Raw genomic sequence first — 26,331 nt, 5'->3', positions numbered from 1 at the left:
AGAGGAGAAAAGCCTTGTTAGAAAAACCATTTCCGCTTGAACGTGCAGTATCGAAGTATGTTGAACAATTTGATGAATCACAAATACGTGATTCACAGTACAAAAAAAGCTTATATCTAGACATCATTGAACCTCTTGTCCATTATTTTTATACCTGTATGGATGATGAAGGTCGAATTATCGATCCCTGTGTGCATCGTGAGACACAATATTCTACCCCAGCTTTTGCTGCTGCCACAGCACTCTTATATATGCAGCGAAAGGAAAATTGGATGTTAGTAAGTGCTTGTAAAGCGTTAGATTCTTCGCTTAAACAAATGGTGGAAGAGAATTGTGCAGACGATCATAGTAATTTTTATACCGCCATGGTTACTTTTGCTTATATGAAACTGAAACCTTATGTTTCTGAAAGAAAAGCCAAACAATGGGAAATGTTATTTTCTAGAATGAATCCTGCAAGTTTATATCGAAAAACCATTAACAATTGGAAAGTGGTGGCATTTGCCGGAGAATACTTGCGGGGAGCTCAGGGGCTTGGCAATCCTATGAATTTAGAAGACATTGATCGGGAATTAGCTCCCCAAATGGAGCTTTTAACTGAATATGGTCTTTATGTAGATCCAAATGGTCCAATGGCATATGCCATGTTTACACGAAACTATTTTCGATTAATGTTGCTTGGAGGGTATGACGGCAGTCACAAAGAGAGATTGGTAGAATGCTGTAAGCGTGGAGATCTAACCTCTTTGTTTATGCAAAGTCCAACAGGAGAAATGCCGACGGGTGGCCGAAGCTCCCAGCATCAGTGGAATGAAGCCCAGCAAGCTTTTCAGTTTGAAGTGGCAGCAAATGAATATGCCAATCGTGGAGATTATAGAATGGCAGCGGCCTTTAAACGGGGAGCACGTTTATCGCTTGAATCAATCAAAAGATGGAAGAGACCGACAGGCGAGCTGAATGTGGTCAGAAATTATACAGACCCAATGACTCGTACAGGTTACGAAACCTACACCTATCATTCTCAATACAATTTGCTTGCAGCTTATTTTTTAGCGCTGGCATTCGAACAGGCTGACGATGAAATAGGAGAACTTCCATGTCCAGCCGAAACAGGGGGATTCTATCTTTGGATGGAACCTTATTTTCACAAATTGATTATGAATGCAGGCGGGCATTACATTGAGTATCAGACAAAAGGGGATAAAAACTACACTCCTACAGGAATTGTCCGGATCCAGCGAAAAAACGTCTGGCCGACCATTGGTCCATCAGATGGGACTCCATTAACAAGTAATAGAGCTCTCTCATTTGCTCCAGCTTGGATCAATGTAAACAATGTGATGACACGATTAACGGAGATGACATCAAAAGAATCTCCTAATCTGAAAGTCTCTGTAATATCCTGTGACACAAAAAAGGTCGAGGTGAAACTTATTTTTAGAGGAACAATGAATGGGGCTTTTCTGATTGAGCAAACCCTCACAGTTACACCAGAAATCCTTCTTGTGCAAGATTCTGTTATAGGTGAGATAGAAAGTGTGGTACAGGAATTTCCTCTGTTTTTATCTGATGGCGAAACCAGCACGAAAATTAGCTGTACAGAAAACAGGATTGACGTTGATTACAAAGGAAATAAGGTTTGTATTAAAGTCCTTGATGATAAGCCTTTTACTACCATAAAAATGGGACCGCAGGTTGTGCGATACCGTAATGGATTCCTGACAAGTGCATCCTATCATACAAAGCAAGCTTTTACACACTATTTGGTTCATCTCTATCAAGATGAGGAATACATTGAGGAGAATACTTTACTAGATATGATGGGAATCAGTAAATGGGGGGAAGGAGTTAAAGGATGAAATTAGCTTTTACGACATTAGGTTGTCCCAATTGGGATTTAGATAAAATCATCTCAAATGCAGTGGAAAACGGCTATGATGGAGTTGATTTCCGAGGGTACCTAGGTGAATTGGATCTATTTAAATTTCCAGAGTTTTCAAGTAACGTACGTGAGACTGTTCGCAGATTTCAAGAAACATCTTTAGAAGTTCCCTGTTTTTCAAGCTCGGTAAGGCTGTTTACAAACTCAAGTGAAGAATTTGAAAATTATCGAGAAGAATTAATGAACTATGCTGCGCTATGTCAAGAATTTCACACACCATACATTCGGGTATTTGGCGGCTCTATTGGGGATACAAGCAGAGAAGAAGCATTTTCAATTGTAGAACGAAACGTCTTAGAATATCTCAAAATTGCGGAAGAGTACGACGTTCATCTCCTTTTTGAAACACATGATGATTGGACCAGCAGCGAATATATGAAAGAAATATTTAATAGAATTCACTCTTCACATTTTCATGTCCTATGGGATGTGCATCATCCTTATCGAACGATAGGAGAAGAACCTGCCTTCACTTGGGAGACACTTGGAGACTGGGTTAAATATACACACTGGAAGGATTCCTATGTAAAGGAAGGTACACAAAGAGGGTACCAGCTTTGTCTTCTTGGGGAGGGTGATGTCCCCTTAAAAGAAATATACACTCTTTTAAAAAATAATGGATACGAAGGCTATTGCACATTAGAATGGGAAAAAAAATGGTGTCCGGAGATAGAAGAACCAGAAATTGCGTTTAAACAATATAGTTCTTTTATGAAAGAAATTCTAAAATAGGGTGGGATTTATATGAAACTAGGTTGTTGTGCAGGTATAGAGAAAGCATCCATTCTCTATCAAGCAGGTTATGATTTTATTGAATGTACAGTTGTTTCATTAAAGCCTGAAGCAAGCGAAGCGGAGTTTAAATCCATCCTAAGAACGTATGAAGAATCGCCCATTCCGGTTGAAGCCTGTAATATTCTACTTCCCGGAGATTTAAAAATTGTAGGCGAACAGGTTTATGCCGATCGGATTAAAAATTATTTGGAATCTGCCTTAGAACGAGTAAAACGAATAGGTGCTGACACCATTGTGTTTGGAAGCGGGGGAGCTAGATCATTGCCAGATGGTTTTTCAAGGGTGAAAGGTGAAGAACAAATTATCCAGTTTTTGCATCTGGCAGCTGACGTGGCGGATCCACTCGATTTGACCATTGTCATTGAGCCTCTTAACCGAAAGGAATCAAATATAATAAACAGTGTTCCAGAAGCAGTCAAATTTGCTGAAAAAGTAAACCGTAAATCGATTAAGGCCTTGGCAGATTTTTATCATATGGATGAGGATTCTGAGCCTCTAACTCATATTTACGAACATAAAGATTTTATTAAACACATCCATGTTGCAGACTCTGGCAGACTCTCACCTGGTACAGGAAGTTACCCGTATTCGGACTTTGTCAACTTGGTGCAGCAATCTAGTTATAATGGCCGAATTTCAATCGAATGTAAGTGGAATGACTTTGATACAGAGGTTAAACAATCACTCCTTTATTTAAAAGAGCAGTTTCGGATTGCATAGTAGTCTCTTATAGGAAAGAAGGGAAAGCATGCTTCGAGGGATTTACTTACTAGATAAATTTGATCTTATTTACGGAAGTGCATATAAAGAAATTAACAAACATGTACACATCTATGCAGAACCACAAACAAAAGGATCCATCAAAGAGAATCCTTCCATTTTGTCTGATGCGGATATTATTTTGACTGGATGGGGTTGTCCGGTCATGGATCAATCTTTTCTAGACTTAGCTCCAAATTTGAAAGCGGTTTTTTATGGTGCAGGATCGATTAAGACCATTGTAACAGATGAGTTTTGGGACAAAAACATCGTCATAACAAGTGCGTATGAAGCAAATGCGCTACCTGTTGTGGAATTTACGTTATCTCAAATTCTCTTTTCATTGAAACGGGGCTGGTACTTTTTCCATCAAGTAAATAAGAAAGCTGCTTTTCCAGCTAGAGAAAAGGTTCCAGGAGCTTATGGATCGACTGTTGGGCTTGTGTCCCTAGGAATGATTGGCCGGAAAGTCGCTGAAATGTTAAAGCAGTTTGATTGTAGAGTCATCGCATATGATCCTTTTGTTTCCGAAATGGAAGCCAAAGCTCTAAATGTTGAAATGTGTTCATTAGAGGATGTGTTTCGAAGAGCAGATGTCGTTTCCTTGCATACACCTTGGATTAAAGAAACGGAAGGCTTCATTACCGGTGACCATATTTCTTCCATGAAACATAATGGTACACTTATCAATACATCTAGAGGTGCTGTTATACGGGAGCAGGAGATGATTGAAATACTGCAGCAGCGTCAAGATCTTTATGCGATACTAGATGTAACACACCCAGAACCGCCCGTAAAGAACTCACCATTATACAGTTTGGAAAATGTCATATTGACTCCGCATATCGCTGGGTCGTTGTCAGCTGAATGTCAAAGACTGGGTAACTACATGGCACAAGAGCTTGGTCGTTATTTACGGGGTGAACCATTGAAATGGAATATAACGAAAGAAGAATCTATCATAATGGCATAGAAATAGATTACTAAAATAGTTGTGTACAGGAATTGCGATGTGATCCTGACTTATAGATTTGTAAAAAAGCTAAAGAACAATCAAGTCATTTAATGAATGGAGTTTTTAGGATGGATAAACAAGATGGAATGAACTACGCACCAAAAGGACCGGTAAAACATGTTGTAGAGAAAGGAGAATTCCCTTTTGCAGCCATTGGATTAGATCATGGTCATATCTATGGAATGTGTAACGGATTAATAGAAGCTGGCGGCGAACTTGTTGCAGTGTATGATCATGATCCAATTAAGCTTGAAAAATTTTGCAGTACTTATCCGAATGTAATCCCTGCTGCATCAGAAGAGGAGATCTTAAAAAATCCTTCCATCAAGCTAATTGCTGCAGCAAATATTCCTGTAGACCGTTGTGATCTAGGATTAAGAGTCCTTGAAGCAGGTAAACATTTTTTCGTTGATAAGCCAGGGTTTACAAACTTGAATCAAATAGAAAAAGCAAAGAAGAAAACAGCAGAAACTGGGTTGAAATGGGGAATTTATTATAGCGAACGTCTGCATGTAGAGAGTGCGGTCTTTGCTGGACAATTAATTGAAGAAGGAGCCATTGGCACAGTGATTCAAGTTACTGGAATGGGTCCGCACCGTGCAAATCCTGATAGCAGACCAGATTGGTTCTTTGATCCAAAGTATTATGGTGGTATTTTGTGTGACATCGGAAGTCATCAGGTTGAACAATTTCTACATTATACGGGTGCAAAAGATGCAAAAGTTTTGCACAGTAAAGTAGCGAATTACAACTTCAAAAAATATCCAAAATTTGAGGATTACGGGGATGCCACACTTGTTGCCGACAATGGAGCGACGTTTTTCTTCCGTGTGGATTGGTTCACACCAGATGGACTTGGTACATGGGGGGACGGTCGTGTATTTATTCTAGGAACAGATGGATACATTGAGATAAGAAAGTACATTGATATTGCCAGGGAAAATCAAGGAGACCATTTATATTTGGTTAATCATCAAGGTGAAAAACAATATCAGCTTTCAGGAAAGGTTGGCTGTCCATTCTTTGGCGAATTTATCTTAGATTGCTTGAATGGAACAGAAAATGCCATGACACAAGAACATGCTTTTAAGGCTGCCTCGTTATGTATTGAAGCACAAGAAAAAGCAATTAAAATTGAGACTGCTGAAAGGCTATCGGTTAATTAGAAAAATGTAAGAAAGTGCCATGGATTCAGGTATTTTGGAAGTCCTTGGCACTTTATTGTTTTTCACAATTTCTATTATTTAGAGTTTGTTAAATGGAATTAATATTGTGTAACTAATGAATTTGGGAAGGATTTTGCATAAAAAGTTAATAACCTCCTACTGATTTAGGCGGCCTTTTTAGGAATTTTTTACACCATTCTAGTATTTACTCTGTTGTTCCTTTTGCGTTTTCTGACACCGGCAGAATACTTTGTTCGTGCTTCATCCATTACGGTTTTCATATTATCAGTTACGATTTCCATAGGACTCCGCCAAATGCTTCAAATGCCTCTGTTAAGAATGATAGGAGGACGCGCTGCGATTTTGAAACACTCAAATGAAATGCACGGAATCGCGAATAGGAGAGAAGGAGTACCGCCACATTCACCTCTACTTGTTCCCCGTCTTTTGTTTCAAAAATAATACTTTCTTTCCAGTCTAGTTGGGCTTGTGTGGCTGGGGGTGTTTCATAACGAACGGTCCCCTAATCCGTTTTTCCTCCTCAAAGTAAGCTTTAAATTCTGGTGTACGTGCAATATAGGCACGAAAGGAAGAATCCGAACAATCTAGGCCATGGTTATCTTTTAAATATTGCCATAGTACCCTCCGGTACTAGAACACTTGCATAGAGTCCTCGGAGAGAAGTGCTGTGGATTGTCTCATAATACTCATCAATTTTGGAAGGTTTCTCTCTCTTACGTTTTGGCATAAAACCATTTAAATATTTGTCAATCGATCTACGATCAACACCTAGTTCCTCTGCTAATTTACTCTTATTGATTTTCACTTTTAAATGCTCCATTAGTTGTTAGAATTTTGGTAAGTCTGAAAGACTAGTAATCTCAAAATTAGTTTCAACATTTAGTGTTATGTACATACTAATCACCCCACGATTAGTATGAATTGAGCGATCAATTTTGTACATCTTTTATTCAAGCATGATTATACATATTTAAATTAGCATTTCTAAACAACTAAACTATATTTTTTTGTATACATTCAAAATACTCTTTATAACACCATATCAAAAAATATTTAACAATATTGTATAATATGGTATAAAATACTAATTGGGATTGTAATACATAGAAAAGGGGATAAAAAATGAAAAAGGTTAGAACAGGAAGATATAGACTTGAGTTTTTTTTGGTTGGTGGTCTATCTGCAGGGATAGTATGGTTGATTCAAAATTTTATTTTTCAGCCTATTATATTAAAAAATGGGTACGGACAGATAGGGGAACTAATATCTTTTGTTATTTTATTAATTATTTTTGTTTTATTATTTCTCCTTTTCAATAAAATAGGAAAAAAACTTGTTCCTAATTGGGATACTACAAATCACGAACCGGTAGCTACCACGGTGCCATCTGATTGAAGTCCGACGGTATGAAGGTAACCCGCCGCAATCGCCATCATGTCATGCCATCCGCTTACATTGCATTGACCATACCGATTATTACCTGTAGCCAACACGGTCCCTTCCGATCTAAGCCCGACAGTATGCCAGTCACCCGCCGCAATCGCCGCTATATCACGCCATTCGCCTACATTGCATTGTCCTTCATGATTTCGACCCACAGCCACTACGGTGCCATCCGATTTAACCCCAACGGTACGACGCCACCCTGCAGCAATCGCGACAATATCGCGCCAGTCGCTTACATTGCATGGGTTTTGCTTATTCCAACCTACGGCCGCCACGGTGCCGTCCGATCTAAGTCCGACGGTATGAGCATTTCCCGTATTCGTTGCCATATGAACATTGCCAGCTGCGACCGCCACCATATTTCGCCATCCGCTAACATCACATTGGCCATATTTATTATCACCCACAGCCGTCACCGTACCGTCAGATCTCAACCCAATGGTATGACGGGGACCCGCCGCAATGCTTTCTTTTTGCCACCGTTTCACATTTAACGCCACATCTTTCGGAGAATTGTCGCCCATGTTTTACCTCCCTGAAATAGTAGCAACACTGCTATAAAGTATAAGGAACTTTAATGTTGCTCGTCAAATGTAGGGTTATGATAATCGTTCCTAACAAATTCTATTAATCATGCCCAACTTATAAATTCGCCTGTTTAACAATAAATATAGCGTAAATATAAATAAAATTTTATTGATTAACAATAAATAATGTGGTAAATTTCAAATTGACACTAAATAAATGAGGTGCTTTTGATGAAACGAGGATCAACCATCTTTTTAAAGATAGCTCTTATTCTTATAGGAATTCCCATTCTTGCTTTGTGTATATATGTTTTACCTTTAATCATTAAGGGTGCAGGTGAAGGTAGTGAAGAGATGGCTTATGTCCTTTATGGCATTTTAACGATTATGTACGTTTCGGCGATCCCTTTTTACTTTGCGCTGTATCAATCTTTTACACTTTTAAGCTATATTGACAAGAACAAAGCTTTCTCGGAAATTTCGGTAAAGGCTTTGAAGAAAATCAAAAATTGTGCTGCTACCATCAGTATTCTGTTTGTGGCAGGTATGCCGCTCTTCTATATAGTAGGGGAGGTAGACGATGCCCCAGGTGTAATTGTAATCGGAATGGTAATTATTTTTGCATCTATGGTGATCTCCGTCTTTGCTGCCGTTCTCCAAAGACTCTTACAAGAAGCCATTCATATAAAATCTGAAAATGATTTAACGGTCTGAGGTGAAAAGAATGCCGATAATAATAAATATTGATGTAATGCTGGCAAAAAGGAAAATGAGTGTTACGGAACTATCAGAGAAGGTTGGCATTACAATGGCCAATCTTTCCATCTTGAAAAATGGAAAGGCGAAGGCGATTAGATTTTCAACATTAGAAGCTATATGTAAGGCTTTGGATTGTCAACCAGGGGATATTTTAGAATACAGAAGTGACGATTTGTGATTTTTGAATGGAAAGAGAGAAAAACAAGTTTCGGAGGAGGAATGATAATGAGAATACCCTTTTTTACTAGTACTAAACTTCCGGAAGAAACCATCAATATTTCAGGAGAAAATATACCGGCTCATATTGCTATGATTATGGACGGAAATGGACGCTGGGCGCAAAAGCGAGGCATGCCCAGAATGGCTGGCCATAAAGAAGGCATATCTACCGTCGTAAAGATCGTCAAGTCAGCAGTTAAATACAAGGTAAAGGCTCTGACTCTTTATACATTTTCCACGGAAAACTGGAAACGTCCAAAGCCCGAGGTCGACACCATCTTGAAACTTCCAAAGGAGTTTCTACATATATATTTGCCTGATCTTATGGCGAATGATGTACGCATTGAGACCATTGGCGATATAGAGCATCTTCCGGCCCATACACGAAATGCCGTCCAGTATGCAGTAGACCGTACTCGGGACAATAACGGTCTTCAGCTGAATTTTGCGCTCAACTATGGAGGTAGGCAAGAGATTCTGGGTGCCATGAAAGAACTATTCGCAGATATAAACGATGCGAAATTATCGATGGATGAAGTGGATGAACAGACGTTTTCAAAATACCTGTATACAGATGGTTTGCCAGACCCTGACTTGCTCATTCGAACTGGCGGCGAGAAACGATTGAGTAATTACTTGCCCTGGCAATTGGCCTACACCGAGTTCTGGTTTACCGATGTCCTTTGGCCAGATTTCTCCGAGAAGGAATTTATCCAGGCTCTTGAGGAGTACGGACAACGAAAGAGACGGTATGGGGGGCTATAAGTCTTTACACTAAGGGAAAATGCCCTGCACGGTCAGAAGACTAGAATAGAAAAATTCCTTGGTTATCGCAACCAAGGAATTTTTCTATTTTCTAGCTAGAACACCCTTTTTCATTAGATTAACAAGTGTCCCTTTATTCTTATACCGATTGTAAGCAATCAATCTATTAAGGTCTTTAATCGTTAAAAGGGATGGTTCGATTGCCAGTTCATATTCATCTTTTACTTTTTCAATCAACGATAGCGCATACTCAATCTGCTTTGCTGATAGATTGTAATCTTCTTCAAGGCTAGTGCCTCTCCCACGGGATAATTGTTCTGTTTGGTTATTTTCTAATGTAGCTGCATGCTCTTTTAGTTTTGCCTCAACGATTATTACTTTTAGTGTATATAGCAAATTTCTTTTTTTCTTATAAATTTTATAAGACTTTTGAGGCTTTAATAAAAGATGTAAATATCCTGTTTGAAACTTGATCAAAAGGGGTAAGAAATTCAGGGTGCCATTGAACGCCAAGTACAAATTTGTGCTCAATACTTTCAATCGCCTCCACCACACTATCACTAGATATATCACTAATTATAAAGCCAGGAGCAGGGTCTTTAACCGCTTGATGGTGGAAACTGTTCACTTTAAATTTATCCAGTCCCGTAATGGTTCGAAGTAGTGACTCTTCTTTGGTTGTGACAAAATGGGACAAATGTGTTTGAGGTGCTCTTTGGGAGTGCTGTAAAAGATCACTCTTTTGACTGTAAATATCTTGGAACATATTCCCACCGGCTGCAACATTGAGCATTTGTATCCCACGGCAAATGGCTAAGATTGGCAGGTTTACCTTTAGGGCATTTTGAATAAGTAGTGTTTCCAATTCATCTCTTTCAGGCATAATCTCCCCAAGACCAGGAATTGGTTCTTCACCAAAAAGGGTAGGATCAATATCCACTCCGCCACTTAATAATAGCCCATCAATATGCCCAATTACCGATTCAATGGTTGATTGGTCCTTGGTATATGGGAGTATATAGGGAATTCCTCCGGACATAAGAATGGAATTGATATTATCTTGATTGAGTGTAATTTTCCCTTGAATAATAGGAGCGGTAACACCAATGATTGGTTTCATCTATCTCATTCCTTCCAGCAATATAATCATAATCTAATAAAATATAAACGGAAGGTGCTTAGTACTTTTTGTAGTTTAAGTTTATCAACTTCCTTTTTCTTTTTATAGACTTGAGCTTTTATGGATTCATATACCTCATATAAGCCCTAATCAATTCCACTCTTCAATTCCGTCCAAAGCCGATCATAATCCTTTAATCTTTCCCCAACATCAATTAACCACTCCGTCCGATCCAAATCCTCTTGCTCAAGGAAAATCATTTTATTGGAACGATATTCCTCACTGTGAAGAGGGTAGGCTTTTTCATTCGGGTTACTGTAGCCAATAGACTCATAGTTTTTGACGCTCACTTCAGGTTCAAGCAGATAATTAATAAATTTCTCAGCCAGGTCTTTGTGTTGTGCTCCTTTTGGGATCGCCATGGTATCGGCCCAAATCGTTGCCCCTTCTTTCGGAACGACAAATTCGATATCTGGATTGTCCTCGTAGATAAAGGCAGCGTCGCCGGACCAAACGGTACCTATCCAGGCTTCCTCGGCAATGAATTTCTGTTTGATGGTATCTGTATCAAAGGCGAGCAGGTTTGAAAGTAGCTCTTTCAAATCATTATGTGCAGTGTTTAGTTCATCAAGGTTCGTCGTACTGTTAGAGAATCCGTTTTTCTTGAGCGCCATTCCGTACACCTCGCGGGAATCATTCAGCAGGACGAGACGGTCTTTGTATTCGTTATTCCATAAATCATCCCAGCTATCAATCTCATCCGTCACATACTTTTTATTATAGGCAATTCCCGTAACGCCCCAGGTGTAAACAATCGAGTGTGCACTTCCGGGATCAAACGGAGGTGTTTGAAAGTTGGAGACAACGTTTTTTAAGTTTGGGATATTATCTTTATTTAGTTCTTCCAGTAGATTCAGTTTAATCATGGTGTCCACCATATAATCAGAGGGCTGAATTAAATCGTATTGACTACTGCCCGTTTGCAGCTTTGCCAGCATTTCTTCGTTACTGGAATATACATCATAGTTCACTTTGACATCAAATTTTCCCTCAAAGTCTTTAATCACCTCTGGGTCAAAGTTATCAGCCCAGCTGTAAATATTGAGGACTTTTTCTTCCTTCCCGCACCCGGATAGAAGGATGATCGTAGCACCAAGCAAAAACAGATACCAGTAAAACCTTTTTCCTCGTTTCACCCTGATCACTCCTTTTCAAAAAATTTTCTGCCCTCTGACTTTTCCTATTTTTAAAGCGATAAGTGAGAGAATAACAGTAATGATCATCAGTAAAGATGCCAATGCATTTACCTCAGGAGTGATTCCTCTTTTGACCATGCCATAAATATAAACAGGTAAAGTGGTAGAGCCAGGTCCTGATACGAAAAAACTGATCACAAAGTCATCCAATGAAAGCGAAAAGACGAGCAGTAAACTGGAAAAAATGCTTGGATAGAGTAAAGGTAAGCTAATGTGGAAAAATGATTGCCATGGTGTAGCTCCTAGATCCTGGGCAGCATCCTCCAAATCCCGGTCCATTTCCTGCAGCCTCGAAGAAACCAGGACATACACAAAAGGAATACTGAACGTGATGTGAGCAATAAGGATTGTCAGTTTGCCAGTTGGAATCGATAAATAGTTAAAAAGGAGCAAGAGCGAAAGCCCCATGATAATATCAGGGAGAACAATCGGAAGATGAATTAACGTCATCCAGCTTTTGTGATAGCGGTACGAGTACCGGTAAAAGGCAAGTGCCAGCAAGCATCCAAACATGACAGCAAAAATGGATGTTCCTAAGGCAATGATTAAACTGTTGAAAAAGGCATCGATAATTTGTCTATTTTGAAAGAGTGAAAGATACCATTCCAATGTCCAGCCTGACCAGACGGCGTTAATTCTTGAAGAATTAAAAGAATAGATAAATAGAACTAATAGCGGCAGGTATAAAAACACCAAGATGAGATATGAGAAACCAGACAGAAAGAGTGTATGCGGCTTTTTCATGGTTTAGCACCACCTTTGCCTCTGGCTGCTGCATAGTAATAAAGCAGCATCAGGACAAGTGAAAAGAGTAATAATAATATCGATGCAGCTGAGCCGAACGGCCAATCTCTTGCAGACAAGAATTGATTTTGAATCAAATTTCCAAGCAGCATGGATTTGGCTCCTCCCATAACATCAGGTACCACAAACATGCCAATGGAAGACACAAATACGAGTACAGAGCCGATGATGATGCCTTTTGAGGTTAAAGGAACAATTATATGCAAGAATACCTTGAAGGAATTCGCTCCTAAATCGGAAGCAGCCTCCAGGTGTGAGCGTTCTAATTTTTCAAAAGCAATGTAGAGAGGCAGCACCATAAATGGCAGCAGCGAATAAACCATTCCGAGCAGTACGGCTCCGTCGTTGTAAAGCAAGGAAAGCGGTTGGTCAATCCACCCCAAATGGATGAATAAGGAATTTAGAATTCCTTGTGAACGCAAAATGATGATCCAGGCAAACGATCGAATCAAAAAGTTGATCCAAAAGGGCAGCATGACGAGTAAAAGCCAAATCTGCTGTTTCGACTGTGAGAGCGTGGAAATATAGTAGGCTAAGGGATAGGCAATGATTAAAGTTAGCAATGTCGTCAGGATTGAAACGCTTAATGTATTCAATAAAATTTGCAGATAAACAGATTCTCCGAGTCTCACATAGTTAGATAGGGTAAATTGATAGACAAGCTCTCCATATACTCCTCTTTGTAAAAAGGAATAAACAACGATGATTAACAAAGGCAGAAGAAAAAAGAGAATTAACCAAAGTAGAGGAGAAGCAGATAGTATTTTTCCTTTATTTTTCAATCTAATCTCACCTCAGCCCCGTCATTCCAGTCTAAATCGACTGCATCTCCCGTTTTCCAGTCCGTCGGGGTATCTGGATAATCATAGGCGACGACTGTTTTCTGGTCCTGCTCGAAGTAAATATATACTTTTGTATGATTACCGGAAAAAATCACCTCGATAATGTTTCCGTTTGGTGCTTTACCTAAGGGTATTGTGCCTTTTCGGTACACTTTCACATTTTCAGGCCTGACGCAATATGTCCTCATGCCGTTGTGAAAAATATTATTTTCTCCGATGAATGTGGCGATGAATTCATTATTAGGTTGGCGGTATATTTCTTGCGGTGTACCTGCCTGCTCGATCTTCCCATTGTTTAAAATGGCAATCCGATCTGACATGGTAAGAGCTTCTTCCTGGTCATGTGTGACATAAATAAAGGTAATGCCGATTTCCTTTTGCAAGCTCTTTAACTCTAGCTGCAAGCTTTTTCGCAATTGATAATCTAAGGCTCCAAGAGGTTCGTCCAGCAGTAATACCTTGGGCTTGTTGATGATGGCTCTGGCGATGGCTACCCGTTGCTGTTGTCCTCCCGATAATTGGTGGGGCTTGTGGTGGCGTAAATCGGTAAGTCGAGTAAGCTCGAGTACATTTTCTAGTCTCATTTTTTGTTCTTTACCGCTAATTCCCTTCATACGCAAACCGAAGAGGATGTTATTTTCTACATTCATATGGGGGAAAAGTGCATAATGTTGAAAAACCATGTTCATATCCCGTTTGTAAGGCGGCAAATCAGTGATGTTATTTTGAAGTAAATAGATATCTCCACTCGTCGGAGGCTCAAATCCGGCAATCATCCGCAATAGGGTCGTTTTCCCGCAGCCGCTCGGCCCGAGCATCGTCAAAAACTCTCCTTCATAAACAGAGAATTCTAGAGGATTAATCACATTTTGACTGCCAAACTTTTTTTCTATGTTATTTAAATGAATTAATGTCTTCATATGGTAACTCCTCGGCTTACATAATGATCATTTCATAATCAACGATACTTTGAATTTTTTTGTTAAGTGAAACCTCTTTAAAGTGCATGCCAAATAGCAGAAATGCAGACTATTTCGATTTGAATGTATTTTATTAACTAACTTTACATAATATCAATGTAATTTTTATCATATGTTCAATTTTAAAAAAATGAGATGCAGAAAGGATCGTTATCGAAAAATTTTTCCATAATATGGCGGTATTTATCGTTTTATTGTCTGCTTGTAATTCTGAATCTGAAAAGAATCAGTCCATAATAAATCAGGAAGATGTAGGAATAACATAAACTGATTCTCAGGCTGATCCTATAGACTCTGTACAAAAATTAAATGTTGATTTCGAAGAAAAGTTAAATAAAGACTCTATTGAAAGTCAGCCAAGAGAAATAGCACAGCCGCTTACAGAAGAAATCGTGAAAGAGATCCTTGAGTTTTATGATAAAGAGGAGGGTGAAAAATTACTTAACTATTCTTTTGTAAATAGCATTTTAAAAGCAACATTTGAAATAACACCTATTAAAGTTCCTGCTAAGAATTTGGCTGTGAGAAGATACAGGCAGCTTTCAGATGAATTAGTACAGCATGAGGGCTGGGAGGTTTTAGAGGTAAGCTATATGAATATAGGGACGATTTCTATGAATCGTAATGAAAAGGAACCAAATAAAAATGGTGGTTATTTCCCGAAAAAGAAAATTGAAGAAAGATTAAGATGAAATAGTCGTTTGTCTTCTAGATTGAAGGGAAATTAAATAACGGGGGGTTGTTAATAATGGAGCTAATAAGTTTTGTTTTATGAGGAGAAATTTTGGCATTCTAGAAATAAAAGCTGAAATATCAACAAAAAGAGTCTGATTTCGTTTCTAAATCAGACTCTAACTTTATATTTAATTGATGTTTTCCATCTCAAAACAGAACCGGTTAAAATAACGACGGTTATTTCAATAAATTTATGTAATCTATCCACCTAGAAAATAACGACCATTTTTCTTTTTATTCATAAATAAAATAAAGGAAATGCTAATGATTAAAGCAACATAAAAACTAATAGACCACCCCAAAAACATTAAAGCGATACAGACTAGAAATCGATAGTATCCTGTCTTTATAAAGCGCGTTCAGTAATACTAAATAAGAATACAAGTAAAGATCAAAGACATTACACCGCGACCTAATATAACATCGTTGAAAACAGCATCGGCATCCGAAGTTATTTCTGGAGTTTTAAAAAAATTAAGTGTAAGAGCCCATTCGTGTGAGCTCTTTTTGTTATAGACTTAAATGGATGTTCTAAAGGTTAATCTACTTAATGTTTTAACATATGCAATCTTTACCAAATTTACACTAATAATTTACATAGTATAAACACAGAATTAAAACTTCCCTGTTACTCTTTTTATAGATCTACTTTGCTATTATATTTCTATAAAGGGATGTGGACATTAAATTATGATTAATTATGATTTGCAAAAGGGATTAGACAGACGACGCTTTATCAAAATCGGCGGGTTGAGTACATTGGCCTTAACACTAGGGTCAGCGGGCATTCCGGCTAATATGTTCACGGATAAGGTACATGCCGCAGCAAATGAGGATATCAAGCTTCAATTCAAGCCGGATGGAAAATTCAAGATTGTTCAGTTTAACGATACCCAAGATGATGAAAACATTGACCGTCGTACGATCGAGTTAATGGAAAAAGTTCTTGATACTGAAAAACCAGATTTTGTTGTCCTAAACGGCGACAACATTTCAGGTGGCTGTGATACACCTCATCAGATGAAACAAGCAATAAATAATGTGGCACAACCTATGGAACAGAGAGGGATAAAGTGGGCAATTACATATGGAAACCATGATGAGGACTCCACTCCAAAAAGTGGTCTTAATGAAGAAGACATGCTCGAAATTTACATGTCTTACAAATACAATTTCAACAAGCCGAGTGTAAAGGATATTACGGGAACAGGAAATATGAATCTCATTATCAAAAATTCCAAAGGTACGGACGCTGCTTTTAATCTTTGGTTGCTTGACAGTGGAAGATATGCTCCTGATACGATTGCTGGTCAGGACTTTAAGGGATATCCAACCTGGGACTGGCTTCGATTTAACCAAGTAAACTGGTATTACGAAACCTCAAAAAAATTAGAGAAACAATGGGGTCACAAGGTTCCTTCTCTTGTATTTATTCATATTCCACTGTGGGAACATCGATATATGTGGTTTGCGAGTGTTGATAGGAGAACGGACGAAAACCACGCTAATGCTGTCAACAAGCACAATATTGTCGGAGAAAGAAATGAAGAGGAATGTCCAGGCCCAGTCAATAGCGGCATGTTCTCAGCTATGCTTGAGAGGGGAGATGTCAAAGGGGTTTTCTGCGGCCATGATCATGTAAACAACTACATGGGTAACTACTATGGCATCCTGCTTGGTTATGCAGGAAATACCGGGTTTGGTACATATGGTCTTCCGGGTGCAGATCGAAACAGATTACGCGGTGCAAGGGTTTTTAATTTGGATGAAAATACTGCAGATGTATTAGTAGAAACACATATAGTGTTTGCAAAAGACTATGGTATCGATCTGACTGCCAATGACCAGAGCATTTCTCCAGGGCCAATCGATGAAAGCAAAAAGAAAGAAAAAGTAGTTAAATAGATTGTCTTAAAACGGCTGGAAACAGTAAAATGGCACCCATGTCAAGGACACATGAAAAAAAGAGTTAAGCAGCTAAAAGATGATTCCTATATTGGATAGGGATCATCTTTATTAATTTCCAGTGATAACGGTAATTGTTATAGTAAACCATATAATGATTTATTTTCGCCTTTAGTTCTTCTAATGATTTACAGGATTTATAGTCTACCTCATCGTTTAAATAGCCAAAAAACGACTCCATCGGGGCATTATCCCACAGTTCCCTCGCCTAGACATAGACTAACCTAGTTTATTCATCCAAAAATATATTTTTAAAGTCATCCGAATATGTAATAACTAAACTGCTTACACGGTGGACATTTGGATTCTTTTGAAGTATTTTTATTTCTTTATCAGAAAATGTATTTTTTCTCATAGCCGTCCCCTAATCCCCATATCGTAAGATTCAAGTATAAAAAAAATACCTAAAGATGAAACACTCTTTTTCAAGTGTCCTATCTATAGGTACCATATTAGCAGATAGACTCTTTTGTAATGGATCAGCTGATATTTATTAACTTGGTATATTATTAGGTTGCTGCTTACCAACCATATTTTTACTCTTTTTCACATTGATTTTATTAATGGAAAAGGTAATGAGAAACGAACAAACTAAACTTCCAGCCATTGCGATGATAAAGCCACTCATATTATTGGATAAAAGTGGTGCCATAAAGGATGGAACATAGGCCGTTCCTCGTACATCAAAAAGTCCCACCAGTAATCCTCCTAATCCAGATGAAAGAATCGCTCCCGCAAAGATATATTTGTTGGAAAACATAAACGGATAAGCGGCTTCTACAAATGTACCAAAGCCCATATTAATGGCAAATCCAGGAGCAGCCACCGCAGCTTCGCCTTTATCCCGAGGTGAAACAATATTGGCGAGGGTAATTCCCGCTGATACCATTACCAATCCTGCCATGTCAACCGCACCTAAAAAGCTGTTCCCCGTCTTTTCCATTTCTAACAGAACAATCGGAAGAATTGCCGCGTGATAGACGCCGCCAATAATCGCCGGCCAAATGAGGAGCCCAGCAATTAGACCAGCAAGTACTCCATTAGTAGAAACTAGCAGGTCCAGTAATGAGCGGATCCCTTCACCTAGCCATAAGGCAACCGGAGCAATGAGGAAGAAGACAGCCAATCCAGAAATCAACCCAGCAATCCCGCCTGCTGCAATATTGACGGTTGTTGCGGGGAACTTCCACTCGACACATTTTCTAAATATGTATTGAACCAAAAGTCCGGCTAAAATACCTCCGATTATCCCACCGATAAGTCCACCTTTCACAGATAAAACACCAGCCACAATTCCTGCCACAATCGAGACATCATCAAAATCTGCTACTTGTTTCGCTGCTACGACGGCTAGAATAACAGGAAGAGCGTTAATCATCAGATCGAATACTTCTCCAAGCATTGTTAATCCTGGAATCTTGCTCAAAGCTAACACAAGAGCCATTGCAATAAAACCAGGAAGAGACGACAGCATCATTCCACGTAGATTTATTCGTTGAAGCGGCAGAACAGATGTTTTTTCTAGTTGATTGTTGTTTATTGGTTTACCGATGATTGGCCGGTATGAAACACCAAAATGCTTACTTAATGATGTAAGAAAAGTAACCGCTCGTGTTCGATTGGTTGTTCCCGTCGTACCTGAAGTGGATATTACATTTACTCCCTTTGAAGCAATCGCCGCCATCGAGGTACCACCGGTTCCTGTTGCTGGCAAGTTCTTGGCTGCAGCCGCATCAACGGCACTTTTATTGGCTCCATTAGGATCTGCACTCATGAAAATAACGGCATCAATTTCACCTTTGGTAATTTTTGCAGCGATCTCAGAATCAAGTTGGGAAGCAGTAGTGTTTACGTCCGCAATTGTTCCTTTTGCTATGACAGTTGGTTTCCGAGTGCTTTCATCCCAGCTATACAGTTCAGCCGGAGTATGTTCCTTAACGGCGTCCATAGAGGCTTTTGCTGCGATGAACTGTAACGTACCGCACACCATTCCAGCAGCTTCGATTTGCAAAAGAAGCTCCTCTAATAGTTTTTCAGGTTCTTTGCCTCCCAAATAAAACAGGTTTCCGCCGCTGCTGCCGAGAATCGCAACTTTCTTTTTCGTAGATAATTCATTCATAAAATCTTCATCCTTTCTGAGACAGTTCAACCTTTTCTATTTCTATGAAGTTTAATAGTTTAGTTTAATAATAAAGTAAAGTTTTAACTTATTAAAGTACTAAATCAAAAAAATGTCACTTAAAGGCTTTTAAACCTTTATGGTTGGACTTCCATTAGAAATAGTTACAAAGTTAAAAGTGGTTGGCAGTGGCTTCAGCATTGGTGATTATTGACATCTCTATGCCCTAATTACATCCCAGAATACTTCCAGGTTTCCCCTTATAAACTCGGATAGTAGTATAATAGTAAGAGAATAAAGCGGAGAGAGGAGATTTTACGTTTATGAATATTTTAGTACTAGGTGCCGGTGCAATAGGTGCATATTTAGGCGGGAGACTATTAGAAGTAGGTCAAAATGTTTCATTTTTTGTCAGAGAAAAACGGGCAGCTCAACTAACAAATGAAGGTCTGAAGATATATAGCCCAGAAGGTAACTTTGAAAGCAGAGAGGTATCAATCTATACATCTCCTGACAATGTAAGAAATATTGACTTAGTCATACTGGCTGTCAAAGGGTATCATCTTAACCAAGTGATCCCGCAGGTTCAAACTATTGTTCAGCAGACGGGTGCCTTTGTGTTGCCTTTGTTGAATGGGATGGAGCATATGGAAAGACTACAGCAAGCCATCGGAAAAGAAAGAGTGATAGGAGGATTTGCCTCTATTATTGCCACGTTAAATGAACAAGGTCACGTTGAGCATACAAGTGGAAGCAGTACGTTTAAATTTGGGATTCTTCATGAGCAGCAAATAGAAATATGTGAGCAACTAGAAGGTTTACGTACTCTAGTGAAAACGAAATTGGTAAGGGAAGAAAATATTTTAAAAAGCATGTGGAAGAAGTACATATTTATTACAGCGTTTTCTGGGGTCACATCAGCAATGCAGCTGCCATCAGGTTTTATTGCAAGTACAAAGGCTACTTTTGCTGTCGCCAAAAGGGTAATTCGTGAGATGACCATGCTCGCTGGTCAAGAGGGGATTTTCTTGACTGATCAAGAAGTAGAGACTGTAACGAAGACATTACTAGGTTTTAAAAAAGAAGCAACATCCTCCATGCATCAAGATTTAAGAAAAGGGCTTCCGATTGAAGTCGAGCATTTACATGGAGGGGCACTGCGTTTGGCAGGCAAACACCACGTGGATGTTCCTGTCATTGAAACTTTGTATGGGATTTTAAAGCCATATGAAAATGGGAGACCATAGAAAAAATTGTTTATAATGTTACTATAACTTCTAAATCTTTAAATAAATTGAACATACTTTCTAAGTATGACCCCTTTTACGACAATCTTAACTAAAATCTTGTGTCTGCCACCACCCTGTATTTGCAGAGGATTGTAGAAAAATTGAATCAAAGTGTAGCCTCTAATGTCTACGTTGGTGGAAAAACAGGGTACAACAATAAAAATTTATGGTTAGTCGAAAGTTATAAGTGAATGATAATAATAACAATGAAAGTACTAGAATATGGACGAAAAACTCATGAAATTTCCAAATGATACTGATGGAAATGCTTTACATAGTCTATATAAAGATGGATTAGATTTAAAAAAACAACAATCAATAGACTTTTTTGTTGCTGTGCCTAATAAAGCGACAGGTGAAAAATTATCGCAAGTACTAAAGGCAGAAGGATTTAATTGCTTCTTAGAGCAAGACGACGAAACGGAAGAGTGGGTATGTTGTTGCTCTAACAGAATGTTATTAAATTATAATGAATTAATTAAAATCCAGAATAAATTAAATGACTTAAGTAAACCACTTGGTGGTTTTTCTGACGGTTGGGGCGTTTTTGTAGACTAACAGGATTGAGGGAATCAAAAAGATGCTTCCTACTTCACTTTAGCAGGATTGATTGGGTCATTGAAGAGGATGACTATCTTTTACTTTCTAATGTGGAGTGGCTATCAAAAAAATTTATAAAAGTAGATATTACTTAGGTTTAAACTAGAATTAAAATAAATGGAAGTGCCCTCTAGTTGCATTGGCGTAGCAGGGTTTTTTTACGGTTTTAATACTCATAGAGGTGAACAATGGATTACATTTTACCAAAAGAAGGGCAGTTAAAGCTGAAAGTGTGGCCAAAAGATACCATTGCTGGGGGGCGTCGTCATACTGTTGGGCTTAACTCCGATGGAACGGTGACAGCTGTGGGTGATAATAAATTGGGCCAATGTGATGTAAGCGGCTGGAATGATATTGTGGCGGTAGCGGCAGGTAATGTTCATATGGCGACAAACACGGGTAATGCCCATACCATCGGTCTTAAATCTGACCGTACTGTAGTGGCGGTGGGGTGGAATAATGATCACCAATGCGATGTAAACGAATGGCATGATATTGTAGCTGTCGCGGCAGGGTGGCGTCGTACCATTGGAGTTAAATCTGATGGAACGGTGGTAGCAGTGGGACGAAATAATGATGGCGAATGCAATGTAAGCGGCTGGCATGATATTATAGCGGTCGCAGCAGGAGATTGGCATACCATCGGTCTTAAAATGGACGGAACGGTGACAGCTGTTGGGAATAATCGATATCGCCAATGCAATGTAAGCGACTGGTGCATTATTGTAGCAGTTAAGGCTGGTTATCTTCATACCATCGGTCTTAAATCGGACGGAACGGTGATGGCTGTTGGCTTGAATAAACATAACCAATGTGAAGTGAGTGAATGGCGAGACCTTGTGGAGATCGCGGTGGGGAGTAATCATACCATCGGCCTTAAGTCGGACGGTACTGTAGTGGCGGTGGGGTGGAATAAGTTTGGCCAATGTAATGTAAATGATTGGCGAGATATTGTGGCAATCGCCGCGGGTTGTGCCCATACTATCGGTCTAAAATCGGATGGCACGGTGATGGCTGTGGGTGATAATGAATATGGCCAATGCGATGTAAGCATTTGGCAATGCATCCAACTGCCTGAAATTAGTTTTTAACAGCAACAACCCAGGGTTTCACTGAAGTTAATATGCTTTGCTATAAGAGATAGCTACATAATTATAGGTGGGCACCATTCTAGTTTAAGTACATAGGAGGATCAATTAAATGAAGGTTAGTTTTTTAAAAACAAGTGATCACGAAGAAATGAAAAAGTTATTTTTAGATGTATTTTCAAATGAACCTTGGTTTGATAAGTGGAATAAAGAACAATTAGACCTATATATGAAAGACTTAACAGAAAATCATAACTCGCTCTCATTCGCTATATTTGATGAAAATGAAAAGCTGATTGGCTGTTCATTAGGTTATATTTTTAACTGGTGGGAAGGTCGAGAATATTTTATTAAGGAATTCTTTATTTCAAGAGAAATTCAAAGTCAAGGTGTAGGTAGTATTTTTCTTACTCTACTAAACGATAGATTAAGAGTTGAAAATGTTCAGCATATAACATTAGCTACTGAAAAAACCGTTCCAGCTTATCATTTTTATCAAAAAAATGGGTTTTCAGTGTTGGAGAATTCAGCGTTTTTAGTGAAGAAGGTCTCAGAATGATCGTAGACGAATAAGGAACAGCGAACCTTTAATTTTTGACTCTGTTATAGCTGAGTGTTGATTTCACTGTATTTAAAAATAACCGGAAAAATTCCTGCTAAATCGAAAAATCAGTATAAATCCTTAAAAATAAGCGGAGGTTTTCCGGTTATATGATCGAAATCGTTGGATTTTGTCTTACTTAGAGCAGTTAACCGGAATTTCTCCGCTTATATTTGCTTCTTAAGCTTCCCCATATACATTAGCCGGATATTCTCCGCCTATGAGCATGGCAGCAGGTCGAGTAAATAACTCCATAATTCACAGTGGAAATCGTACATCTAATAACAAATAAATACGCTCAGAGTTATAGACCTCTGAGCGTATTTATTGTTACACCTATTCTATTAAAATTCCTGTTACTGAAGATGTAATTATTTATTAAATTTTTCGTACTCATCAATATAGAGAGCTACAAAACCACAATTTGGACATACAGATGCTTTAGTCTTTGCAGAAACACTATTGAATAGTCCTTTACGCTTCTGGCTAATCGAAATTCCAGAAACGTCATATTCAACACTTACTTTACAATCTTTTATCATTTCAGCTTGGCATTGATTGCAAGTTCGGTTCATTATTAAATCCCCATTTAACTCAAATTATTGCTTTCACAATCTATATACCTATTTTAACATATCATTCAATTTTTCCTTTTATTCTTTCAAGTTAAAAGTTAACTAACCATTAAATTAACAACAGCATTGGAGTTGGATGTTAACTCAGATGTTGAGCCTTTATTCAAAGAGGTGGCTGACGTAAAGAGAAAAGTGAGTAAACTGGAACAGAAATAAGTACAAGACATTTGACGACTAAGTGGAATCTTTCTTAAATTAAACCAATCCCTTGATGGCTACCATTTTTGCTAGACCGGACATATGTATGTTCGGTCATTTTTAATTTTTAAATGCCTATTTTTGTAAAATACACTTGACTCAATGTATAGTTTACTTTACATTTAGTATAACAAGTTTAACTTCATGTAAAAATAATCATACACGGAGAGGTGAATCATGACGTATCAAGAAAAGAAAAGTATTGTTTCGGTCATTAGTGCTATTCTCATTTTCGTCTCGTATTGTTTGTTCATGTACCCGCGATACCCAGGAGAGGGAGTGGAGTCGAGTGAGGTTTTTCATTATTGGGGTTCCTTCGTCCTTTACCTGACTTTATTTTCAATCGTTGCACATATCATCATCAGCATTCTTTTCAACATTGTATTTAGACTCACCACCAATGAAAAAGAACCTGCATTTGCGGATGAATTAGATAAGTTAATTGACTTGAAAGCGTTCCGAAATTCATTTTTTGTGTTTGTCATTGGTTTTCTTTTTGCAATGGGATCGCTGGTCTTCTATCAACCGTTGCATGTGATGTTCATTATTCTGATTTCTGCAGGTTTCATTTCAGATGTCACTGGCTCGGTTACAAAACTTTATCACTATCGGAGAGGAGTGTAGAAATGGGTAAAAATCTTGTCGGCAATCACATCCGTAAATTACGATTCAACCATGATGAAATGACACAGCAGCAGTTGGCTGACAAGGTGGGAGTAACCAGGCAAACCATCGTAGCTCTCGAAAAGGGAAACTACTCCCCATCACTGGAACTAGCTTTTCGCATCGCTCATGCCTTCAACTTACCATTGGAAGAAGTATTCTTTTATGGGGATCAAACAAAGCAGTAAGAACGATCAATGATTAACATTTTTGAATTTATGACGTGAGGGGATAGATAAATGAATTTAAACAGAAAAACTGCAAAAATTGTGGGAGTCTTGTTTATACTTGCTGCTGTTACAGCAGTGATAGGTCTAAACTTATATGATCCGATCTTAAACGGTCCCGATTATTTACTAAAAGGTTCCGAACACGCCAACCAAGTGATACTCGGAGCTGTAATGGAATTAATGCTAGTTGTTTCAGCGGTTGGAACGGCCACAACCATGTTTCCATTGTTAAGACAGTATAATGAAACAATCGCCCTTTGGCACGTTTGCTTCAGGTTTCTGGAAGCGATTATTATTACAGTTGGTGTCATCAGTGTCTTGTCCCTCTTAACCCTAAGCCGAGAATTCGTAGCAGCAGGAGCCCCAGATCCTTCATCATTTCACTCTTCAGGCATAATCCTAAAAGCAATACATGACTGGACATTTATGCTAGGTCCACTTTTCATGCTTGGTATCAATACGATGATGTATAGTTATATATTTTATAAAACGAAGCTTGTACCCAGATTTATATCGATCCTGGGTATGACAGGAGCCACTTGTGTTTTCATTTGTTCCTTTTTCGTAATGTTTGGTGTTTTCCCTCAAATTTCTTTTTGGGGTGCTATTTTGGCTGTACCTGTAGCAGCGAATGAAATGATTTTGGCAGTATGGCTTATCGTAAAAGGATTTAACGAAAATGCGATTACATCACTTGCGGCAAAAAGTGAAAGGAAAGCGACCATATGAGAGCCATGATATGCACAAATTATGGATCACCGGATGTTTTTCAACTCCAAGAGGTAGAAACGCCAATCCCTAAAGGTTATGATGTCCGGATAAAAATACACGCGGCTTCCGTTGGACCATCAGACTGTACCTTTCGAAAGGGTTCTCCCATGGTTAAGCTTGTATACGGGTTTAGAAGACCGAAGAACTCGATATTTGGTACGGAACTGTCAGGCATAATTGATGCCGTTGGCAAAAAAGTAACACGATATAAAGTAGGGGACCAAGTATTTGGGTTAAGTGCTAAGACATTTGGTGCCCAAGCTGAATACAAATGTCTACACGAAAATACCCCTCTGGCAATTAAACCGGCAGCCATGACCTATGAAGAAGCGGTCGCCATCTGTGATGGTGCGCCTACCGCATTGACGTTCCTTCGCGATCAAGCAAAGGTTCAGCGCGGACAACGTGTTCTGATTAATGGTGCATCTGGAGCGGTTGGGATTTATGCCGTACAGATTGCGAAATACTTGGGAGCCGAAGTAACAGCAGTATGCAGCGGTGCAAATGTGGAGTTGGTAAAATCGCACGGAGCAGATAAGGTCATTGACTATACCCAGGAGGATTTTACGAAAAATGGTCAAATCTATGACGTTATTTTCGATGCAGTGGGTAAGCGATCCTTTGCAGAATGTAATGGCTCGCTCACACGAAGAGGGGTCTACCTTTCCACAGTACTTTCTTTATCCATATCTTTTAGATATGATGAAGACTACGGTGTTTGGCAACAAGAAAGCCATTTTTGTTACGGCAGGATTAATGCAGAACTCAGCAAATCTAAACTTTCTTATAGAGCTTTATAAGACTGGAAAGATCAAAGCTGTCATCGATCGACAGTATCCGTTGGAACAGGTTGCCGAAGCTCACCGTTACGTGGAAACGGGTCACAAAAAAGGAAATGTTGTGATAACTTTAGTGTGAGGCCGAAGCAATTAGAAGGATAAAATGCATTTTTTTGAAGGAAGGGGGAGCGTTGATCTTAAAAGGATTAACGCTCTTTAGCGCCCACTTAAGTGTTATGATT

26 protein-coding genes and 4 pseudogenes are annotated in these 26,331 nt (G+C 38.8%); 19 read left to right on the top strand and 11 right to left on the bottom strand.

The annotated features are described in order from the left end of the window. Nucleotides 1-14: 14 nt before the first annotated feature. The 5 genes from QFZ31_RS05810 (at nucleotide 15) to QFZ31_RS05790 (ending at nucleotide 5,677) form a co-directional block, all read left to right on the top strand. Nucleotides 15-1,859: a hypothetical protein gene (locus QFZ31_RS05810; RefSeq protein ID WP_307301646.1), complete on the top strand. Its 1,845-nt coding sequence runs from the start codon at nucleotides 15-17 to the stop codon at nucleotides 1,857-1,859. Then, a complete protein-coding gene (locus QFZ31_RS05805) occupies nucleotides 1,856-2,674 on the top strand; it encodes a sugar phosphate isomerase/epimerase family protein (RefSeq protein WP_307301644.1) in 819 nt (272 codons plus the stop codon). The genes QFZ31_RS05810 and QFZ31_RS05805 overlap by 4 nt, the downstream gene beginning before the upstream one ends. A 12-nt stretch (nucleotides 2,675-2,686) precedes the next feature. Further along, on the top strand, nucleotides 2,687-3,457 hold the full coding sequence (locus QFZ31_RS05800; protein ID WP_307301642.1) for a sugar phosphate isomerase/epimerase family protein: 771 nt from the start codon (nucleotides 2,687-2,689) through the stop codon (nucleotides 3,455-3,457). 28 nt (nucleotides 3,458-3,485) lie between these two features. Then, nucleotides 3,486-4,469 (top strand): hydroxyacid dehydrogenase, encoded by a 984-nt coding sequence (locus tag QFZ31_RS05795; RefSeq protein WP_307301640.1) that lies wholly within the window; start codon nucleotides 3,486-3,488, stop codon nucleotides 4,467-4,469. 110 nt (nucleotides 4,470-4,579) lie between these two features. Beyond that, the gene (locus QFZ31_RS05790) at nucleotides 4,580-5,677 is read left to right on the top strand and encodes a Gfo/Idh/MocA family protein (protein ID WP_307301638.1); all 1,098 of its coding nucleotides are present in this window, start codon (nucleotides 4,580-4,582) and stop codon (nucleotides 5,675-5,677) included. Nucleotides 5,678-5,898: 221 nt separating this feature from the next. On the opposite strand, the pseudogene QFZ31_RS05785 reads toward QFZ31_RS05790, so the two are convergent. Continuing rightward, a pseudogene (locus QFZ31_RS05785) lies at nucleotides 5,899-6,593 on the bottom strand (IS21 family transposase); the annotation flags it as partial. Between the two features lie 227 nt (nucleotides 6,594-6,820). On the opposite strand from QFZ31_RS05785, the gene QFZ31_RS05780 reads away from it, so the two are divergent. Continuing rightward, a complete protein-coding gene (locus tag QFZ31_RS05780) occupies nucleotides 6,821-7,093 on the top strand; it encodes a hypothetical protein (protein WP_307301637.1) in 273 nt (90 codons plus the stop codon). Here the strand turns inward: QFZ31_RS05780 and QFZ31_RS05775 are convergent. After that, nucleotides 7,063-7,668 (bottom strand): annotated as a pseudogene (locus QFZ31_RS05775) (RCC1 domain-containing protein); the annotation flags it as partial. The gene QFZ31_RS05780 and the pseudogene QFZ31_RS05775 sit on opposite strands and share 31 nt — an antisense overlap. Nucleotides 7,669-7,902: 234 nt before the next feature. Here QFZ31_RS05775 and QFZ31_RS05770 point away from each other — a divergent pair. The 3 genes from QFZ31_RS05770 to QFZ31_RS05760 are packed head-to-tail and all read left to right on the top strand — an operon-like array spanning nucleotide 7,903 to nucleotide 9,414. Continuing rightward, nucleotides 7,903-8,385, top strand: coding sequence for a DUF2975 domain-containing protein (locus tag QFZ31_RS05770; RefSeq protein WP_307301635.1), 483 nt, complete (start codon nucleotides 7,903-7,905; stop codon nucleotides 8,383-8,385). 10 nt (nucleotides 8,386-8,395) lie between these two features. After that, nucleotides 8,396-8,608, top strand: coding sequence for a helix-turn-helix domain-containing protein (locus QFZ31_RS05765; protein ID WP_307301633.1), 213 nt, complete (start codon nucleotides 8,396-8,398; stop codon nucleotides 8,606-8,608). Between the two features lie 41 nt (nucleotides 8,609-8,649). Continuing rightward, on the top strand, nucleotides 8,650-9,414 hold the full coding sequence (locus QFZ31_RS05760) for an isoprenyl transferase (RefSeq protein ID WP_307311401.1): 765 nt from the start codon (nucleotides 8,650-8,652) through the stop codon (nucleotides 9,412-9,414). Nucleotides 9,415-9,498: 84 nt separating this feature from the next. Here QFZ31_RS05760 and QFZ31_RS05755 read toward each other — a convergent pair whose 3' ends face one another. From QFZ31_RS05755 to QFZ31_RS05730, 6 genes are all read right to left on the bottom strand, one after another. Next, on the bottom strand, nucleotides 9,499-9,810 hold the full coding sequence (locus tag QFZ31_RS05755; RefSeq protein WP_307301631.1) for an ABC transporter ATP-binding protein: 312 nt from the start codon (nucleotides 9,808-9,810) through the stop codon (nucleotides 9,499-9,501). A gap of 22 nt (nucleotides 9,811-9,832) precedes the next feature. Continuing rightward, a complete protein-coding gene (locus tag QFZ31_RS05750; protein ID WP_307301630.1) occupies nucleotides 9,833-10,534 on the bottom strand; it encodes a gamma-glutamyl-gamma-aminobutyrate hydrolase family protein in 702 nt (233 codons plus the stop codon). 146 nt (nucleotides 10,535-10,680) lie between these two features. After that, entirely contained in the window at nucleotides 10,681-11,730 is a 1,050-nt protein-coding gene (locus tag QFZ31_RS05745) for a spermidine/putrescine ABC transporter substrate-binding protein (RefSeq protein ID WP_307301628.1), read from the bottom strand. 15 nt (nucleotides 11,731-11,745) lie between these two features. Next, nucleotides 11,746-12,534, bottom strand: coding sequence for an ABC transporter permease (locus QFZ31_RS05740; protein WP_307301626.1), 789 nt, complete (start codon nucleotides 12,532-12,534; stop codon nucleotides 11,746-11,748). Next, a complete protein-coding gene (locus QFZ31_RS05735; protein WP_307301625.1) occupies nucleotides 12,531-13,376 on the bottom strand; it encodes an ABC transporter permease in 846 nt (281 codons plus the stop codon). The genes QFZ31_RS05740 and QFZ31_RS05735 overlap by 4 nt, the downstream gene beginning before the upstream one ends. Beyond that, nucleotides 13,373-14,356: an ABC transporter ATP-binding protein gene (locus QFZ31_RS05730; RefSeq protein ID WP_307301623.1), complete on the bottom strand. Its 984-nt coding sequence runs from the start codon at nucleotides 14,354-14,356 to the stop codon at nucleotides 13,373-13,375. Before QFZ31_RS05730 ends, QFZ31_RS05735 begins: the two co-directional genes overlap by 4 nt. Nucleotides 14,357-14,808: 452 nt before the next feature. Here QFZ31_RS05730 and QFZ31_RS05725 point away from each other — a divergent pair, with 452 nt between their 5' ends. Beyond that, nucleotides 14,809-15,108, top strand: coding sequence for a hypothetical protein (locus tag QFZ31_RS05725; protein ID WP_307301622.1), 300 nt, complete (start codon nucleotides 14,809-14,811; stop codon nucleotides 15,106-15,108). A 733-nt stretch (nucleotides 15,109-15,841) separates the two neighbouring features. Further along, nucleotides 15,842-17,056: a metallophosphoesterase family protein gene (locus tag QFZ31_RS05720; protein WP_307301620.1), complete on the top strand. Its 1,215-nt coding sequence runs from the start codon at nucleotides 15,842-15,844 to the stop codon at nucleotides 17,054-17,056. Nucleotides 17,057-17,120: 64 nt separating this feature from the next. Here the strand turns inward: QFZ31_RS05720 and QFZ31_RS05715 are convergent. Beyond that, nucleotides 17,121-17,335: pseudogene (locus QFZ31_RS05715) on the bottom strand (IS3 family transposase); the annotation flags it as partial. Between the two features lie 274 nt (nucleotides 17,336-17,609). After that, nucleotides 17,610-19,235, bottom strand: a complete 1,626-nt coding sequence (locus QFZ31_RS05710) for a PTS sugar transporter (protein WP_307301618.1) — start codon at nucleotides 19,233-19,235, stop codon at nucleotides 17,610-17,612. Nucleotides 19,236-19,558: 323 nt separating this feature from the next. On the opposite strand from QFZ31_RS05710, the gene QFZ31_RS05705 reads away from it, so the two are divergent. The 4 genes from QFZ31_RS05705 (at nucleotide 19,559) to QFZ31_RS05690 (ending at nucleotide 22,771) form a co-directional block, all read left to right on the top strand. After that, on the top strand, nucleotides 19,559-20,482 hold the full coding sequence (locus tag QFZ31_RS05705) for a ketopantoate reductase family protein (RefSeq protein WP_307301616.1): 924 nt from the start codon (nucleotides 19,559-19,561) through the stop codon (nucleotides 20,480-20,482). 279 nt (nucleotides 20,483-20,761) lie between these two features. After that, a complete protein-coding gene (locus QFZ31_RS05700; protein ID WP_307301614.1) occupies nucleotides 20,762-21,082 on the top strand; it encodes a ribonuclease E inhibitor RraB in 321 nt (106 codons plus the stop codon). Nucleotides 21,083-21,312: 230 nt separating this feature from the next. After that, a complete protein-coding gene (locus QFZ31_RS05695) occupies nucleotides 21,313-22,215 on the top strand; it encodes an RCC1 domain-containing protein (protein WP_307301612.1) in 903 nt (300 codons plus the stop codon). Nucleotides 22,216-22,324: 109 nt separating this feature from the next. Beyond that, a complete protein-coding gene (locus tag QFZ31_RS05690) occupies nucleotides 22,325-22,771 on the top strand; it encodes a GNAT family N-acetyltransferase (RefSeq protein ID WP_307301611.1) in 447 nt (148 codons plus the stop codon). A gap of 413 nt (nucleotides 22,772-23,184) precedes the next feature. On the opposite strand, the gene QFZ31_RS05685 is transcribed toward QFZ31_RS05690, so the two are convergent. After that, the gene (locus tag QFZ31_RS05685; protein WP_307301608.1) at nucleotides 23,185-23,388 is read right to left on the bottom strand and encodes a hypothetical protein; all 204 of its coding nucleotides are present in this window, start codon (nucleotides 23,386-23,388) and stop codon (nucleotides 23,185-23,187) included. 435 nt (nucleotides 23,389-23,823) lie between these two features. Here QFZ31_RS05685 and QFZ31_RS05680 point away from each other — a divergent pair, with 435 nt between their 5' ends. From QFZ31_RS05680 to QFZ31_RS05665, 4 genes and pseudogenes are all read left to right on the top strand, one after another. Then, entirely contained in the window at nucleotides 23,824-24,270 is a 447-nt protein-coding gene (locus QFZ31_RS05680; protein ID WP_307301607.1) for a hypothetical protein, read from the top strand. 2 nt (nucleotides 24,271-24,272) lie between these two features. Continuing rightward, a complete protein-coding gene (locus QFZ31_RS05675; RefSeq protein WP_307301605.1) occupies nucleotides 24,273-24,497 on the top strand; it encodes a helix-turn-helix transcriptional regulator in 225 nt (74 codons plus the stop codon). Between the two features lie 51 nt (nucleotides 24,498-24,548). After that, on the top strand, nucleotides 24,549-25,268 hold the full coding sequence (locus QFZ31_RS05670; RefSeq protein ID WP_307301604.1) for a DUF4386 domain-containing protein: 720 nt from the start codon (nucleotides 24,549-24,551) through the stop codon (nucleotides 25,266-25,268). After that, nucleotides 25,265-26,228 (top strand): annotated as a pseudogene (locus tag QFZ31_RS05665) (NAD(P)-dependent alcohol dehydrogenase). Before QFZ31_RS05670 ends, QFZ31_RS05665 begins: the two are co-directional and overlap by 4 nt. Nucleotides 26,229-26,331: the final 103 nt, after the last annotated feature.

The organism is Neobacillus niacini (assembly GCF_030817595.1).
In the GTDB taxonomy this organism is placed as follows: domain Bacteria; phylum Bacillota; class Bacilli; order Bacillales; family Cytobacillaceae; genus Neobacillus; species Neobacillus niacini_G.
This window is presented reverse-complemented; position numbering and strand designations above follow the sequence as displayed.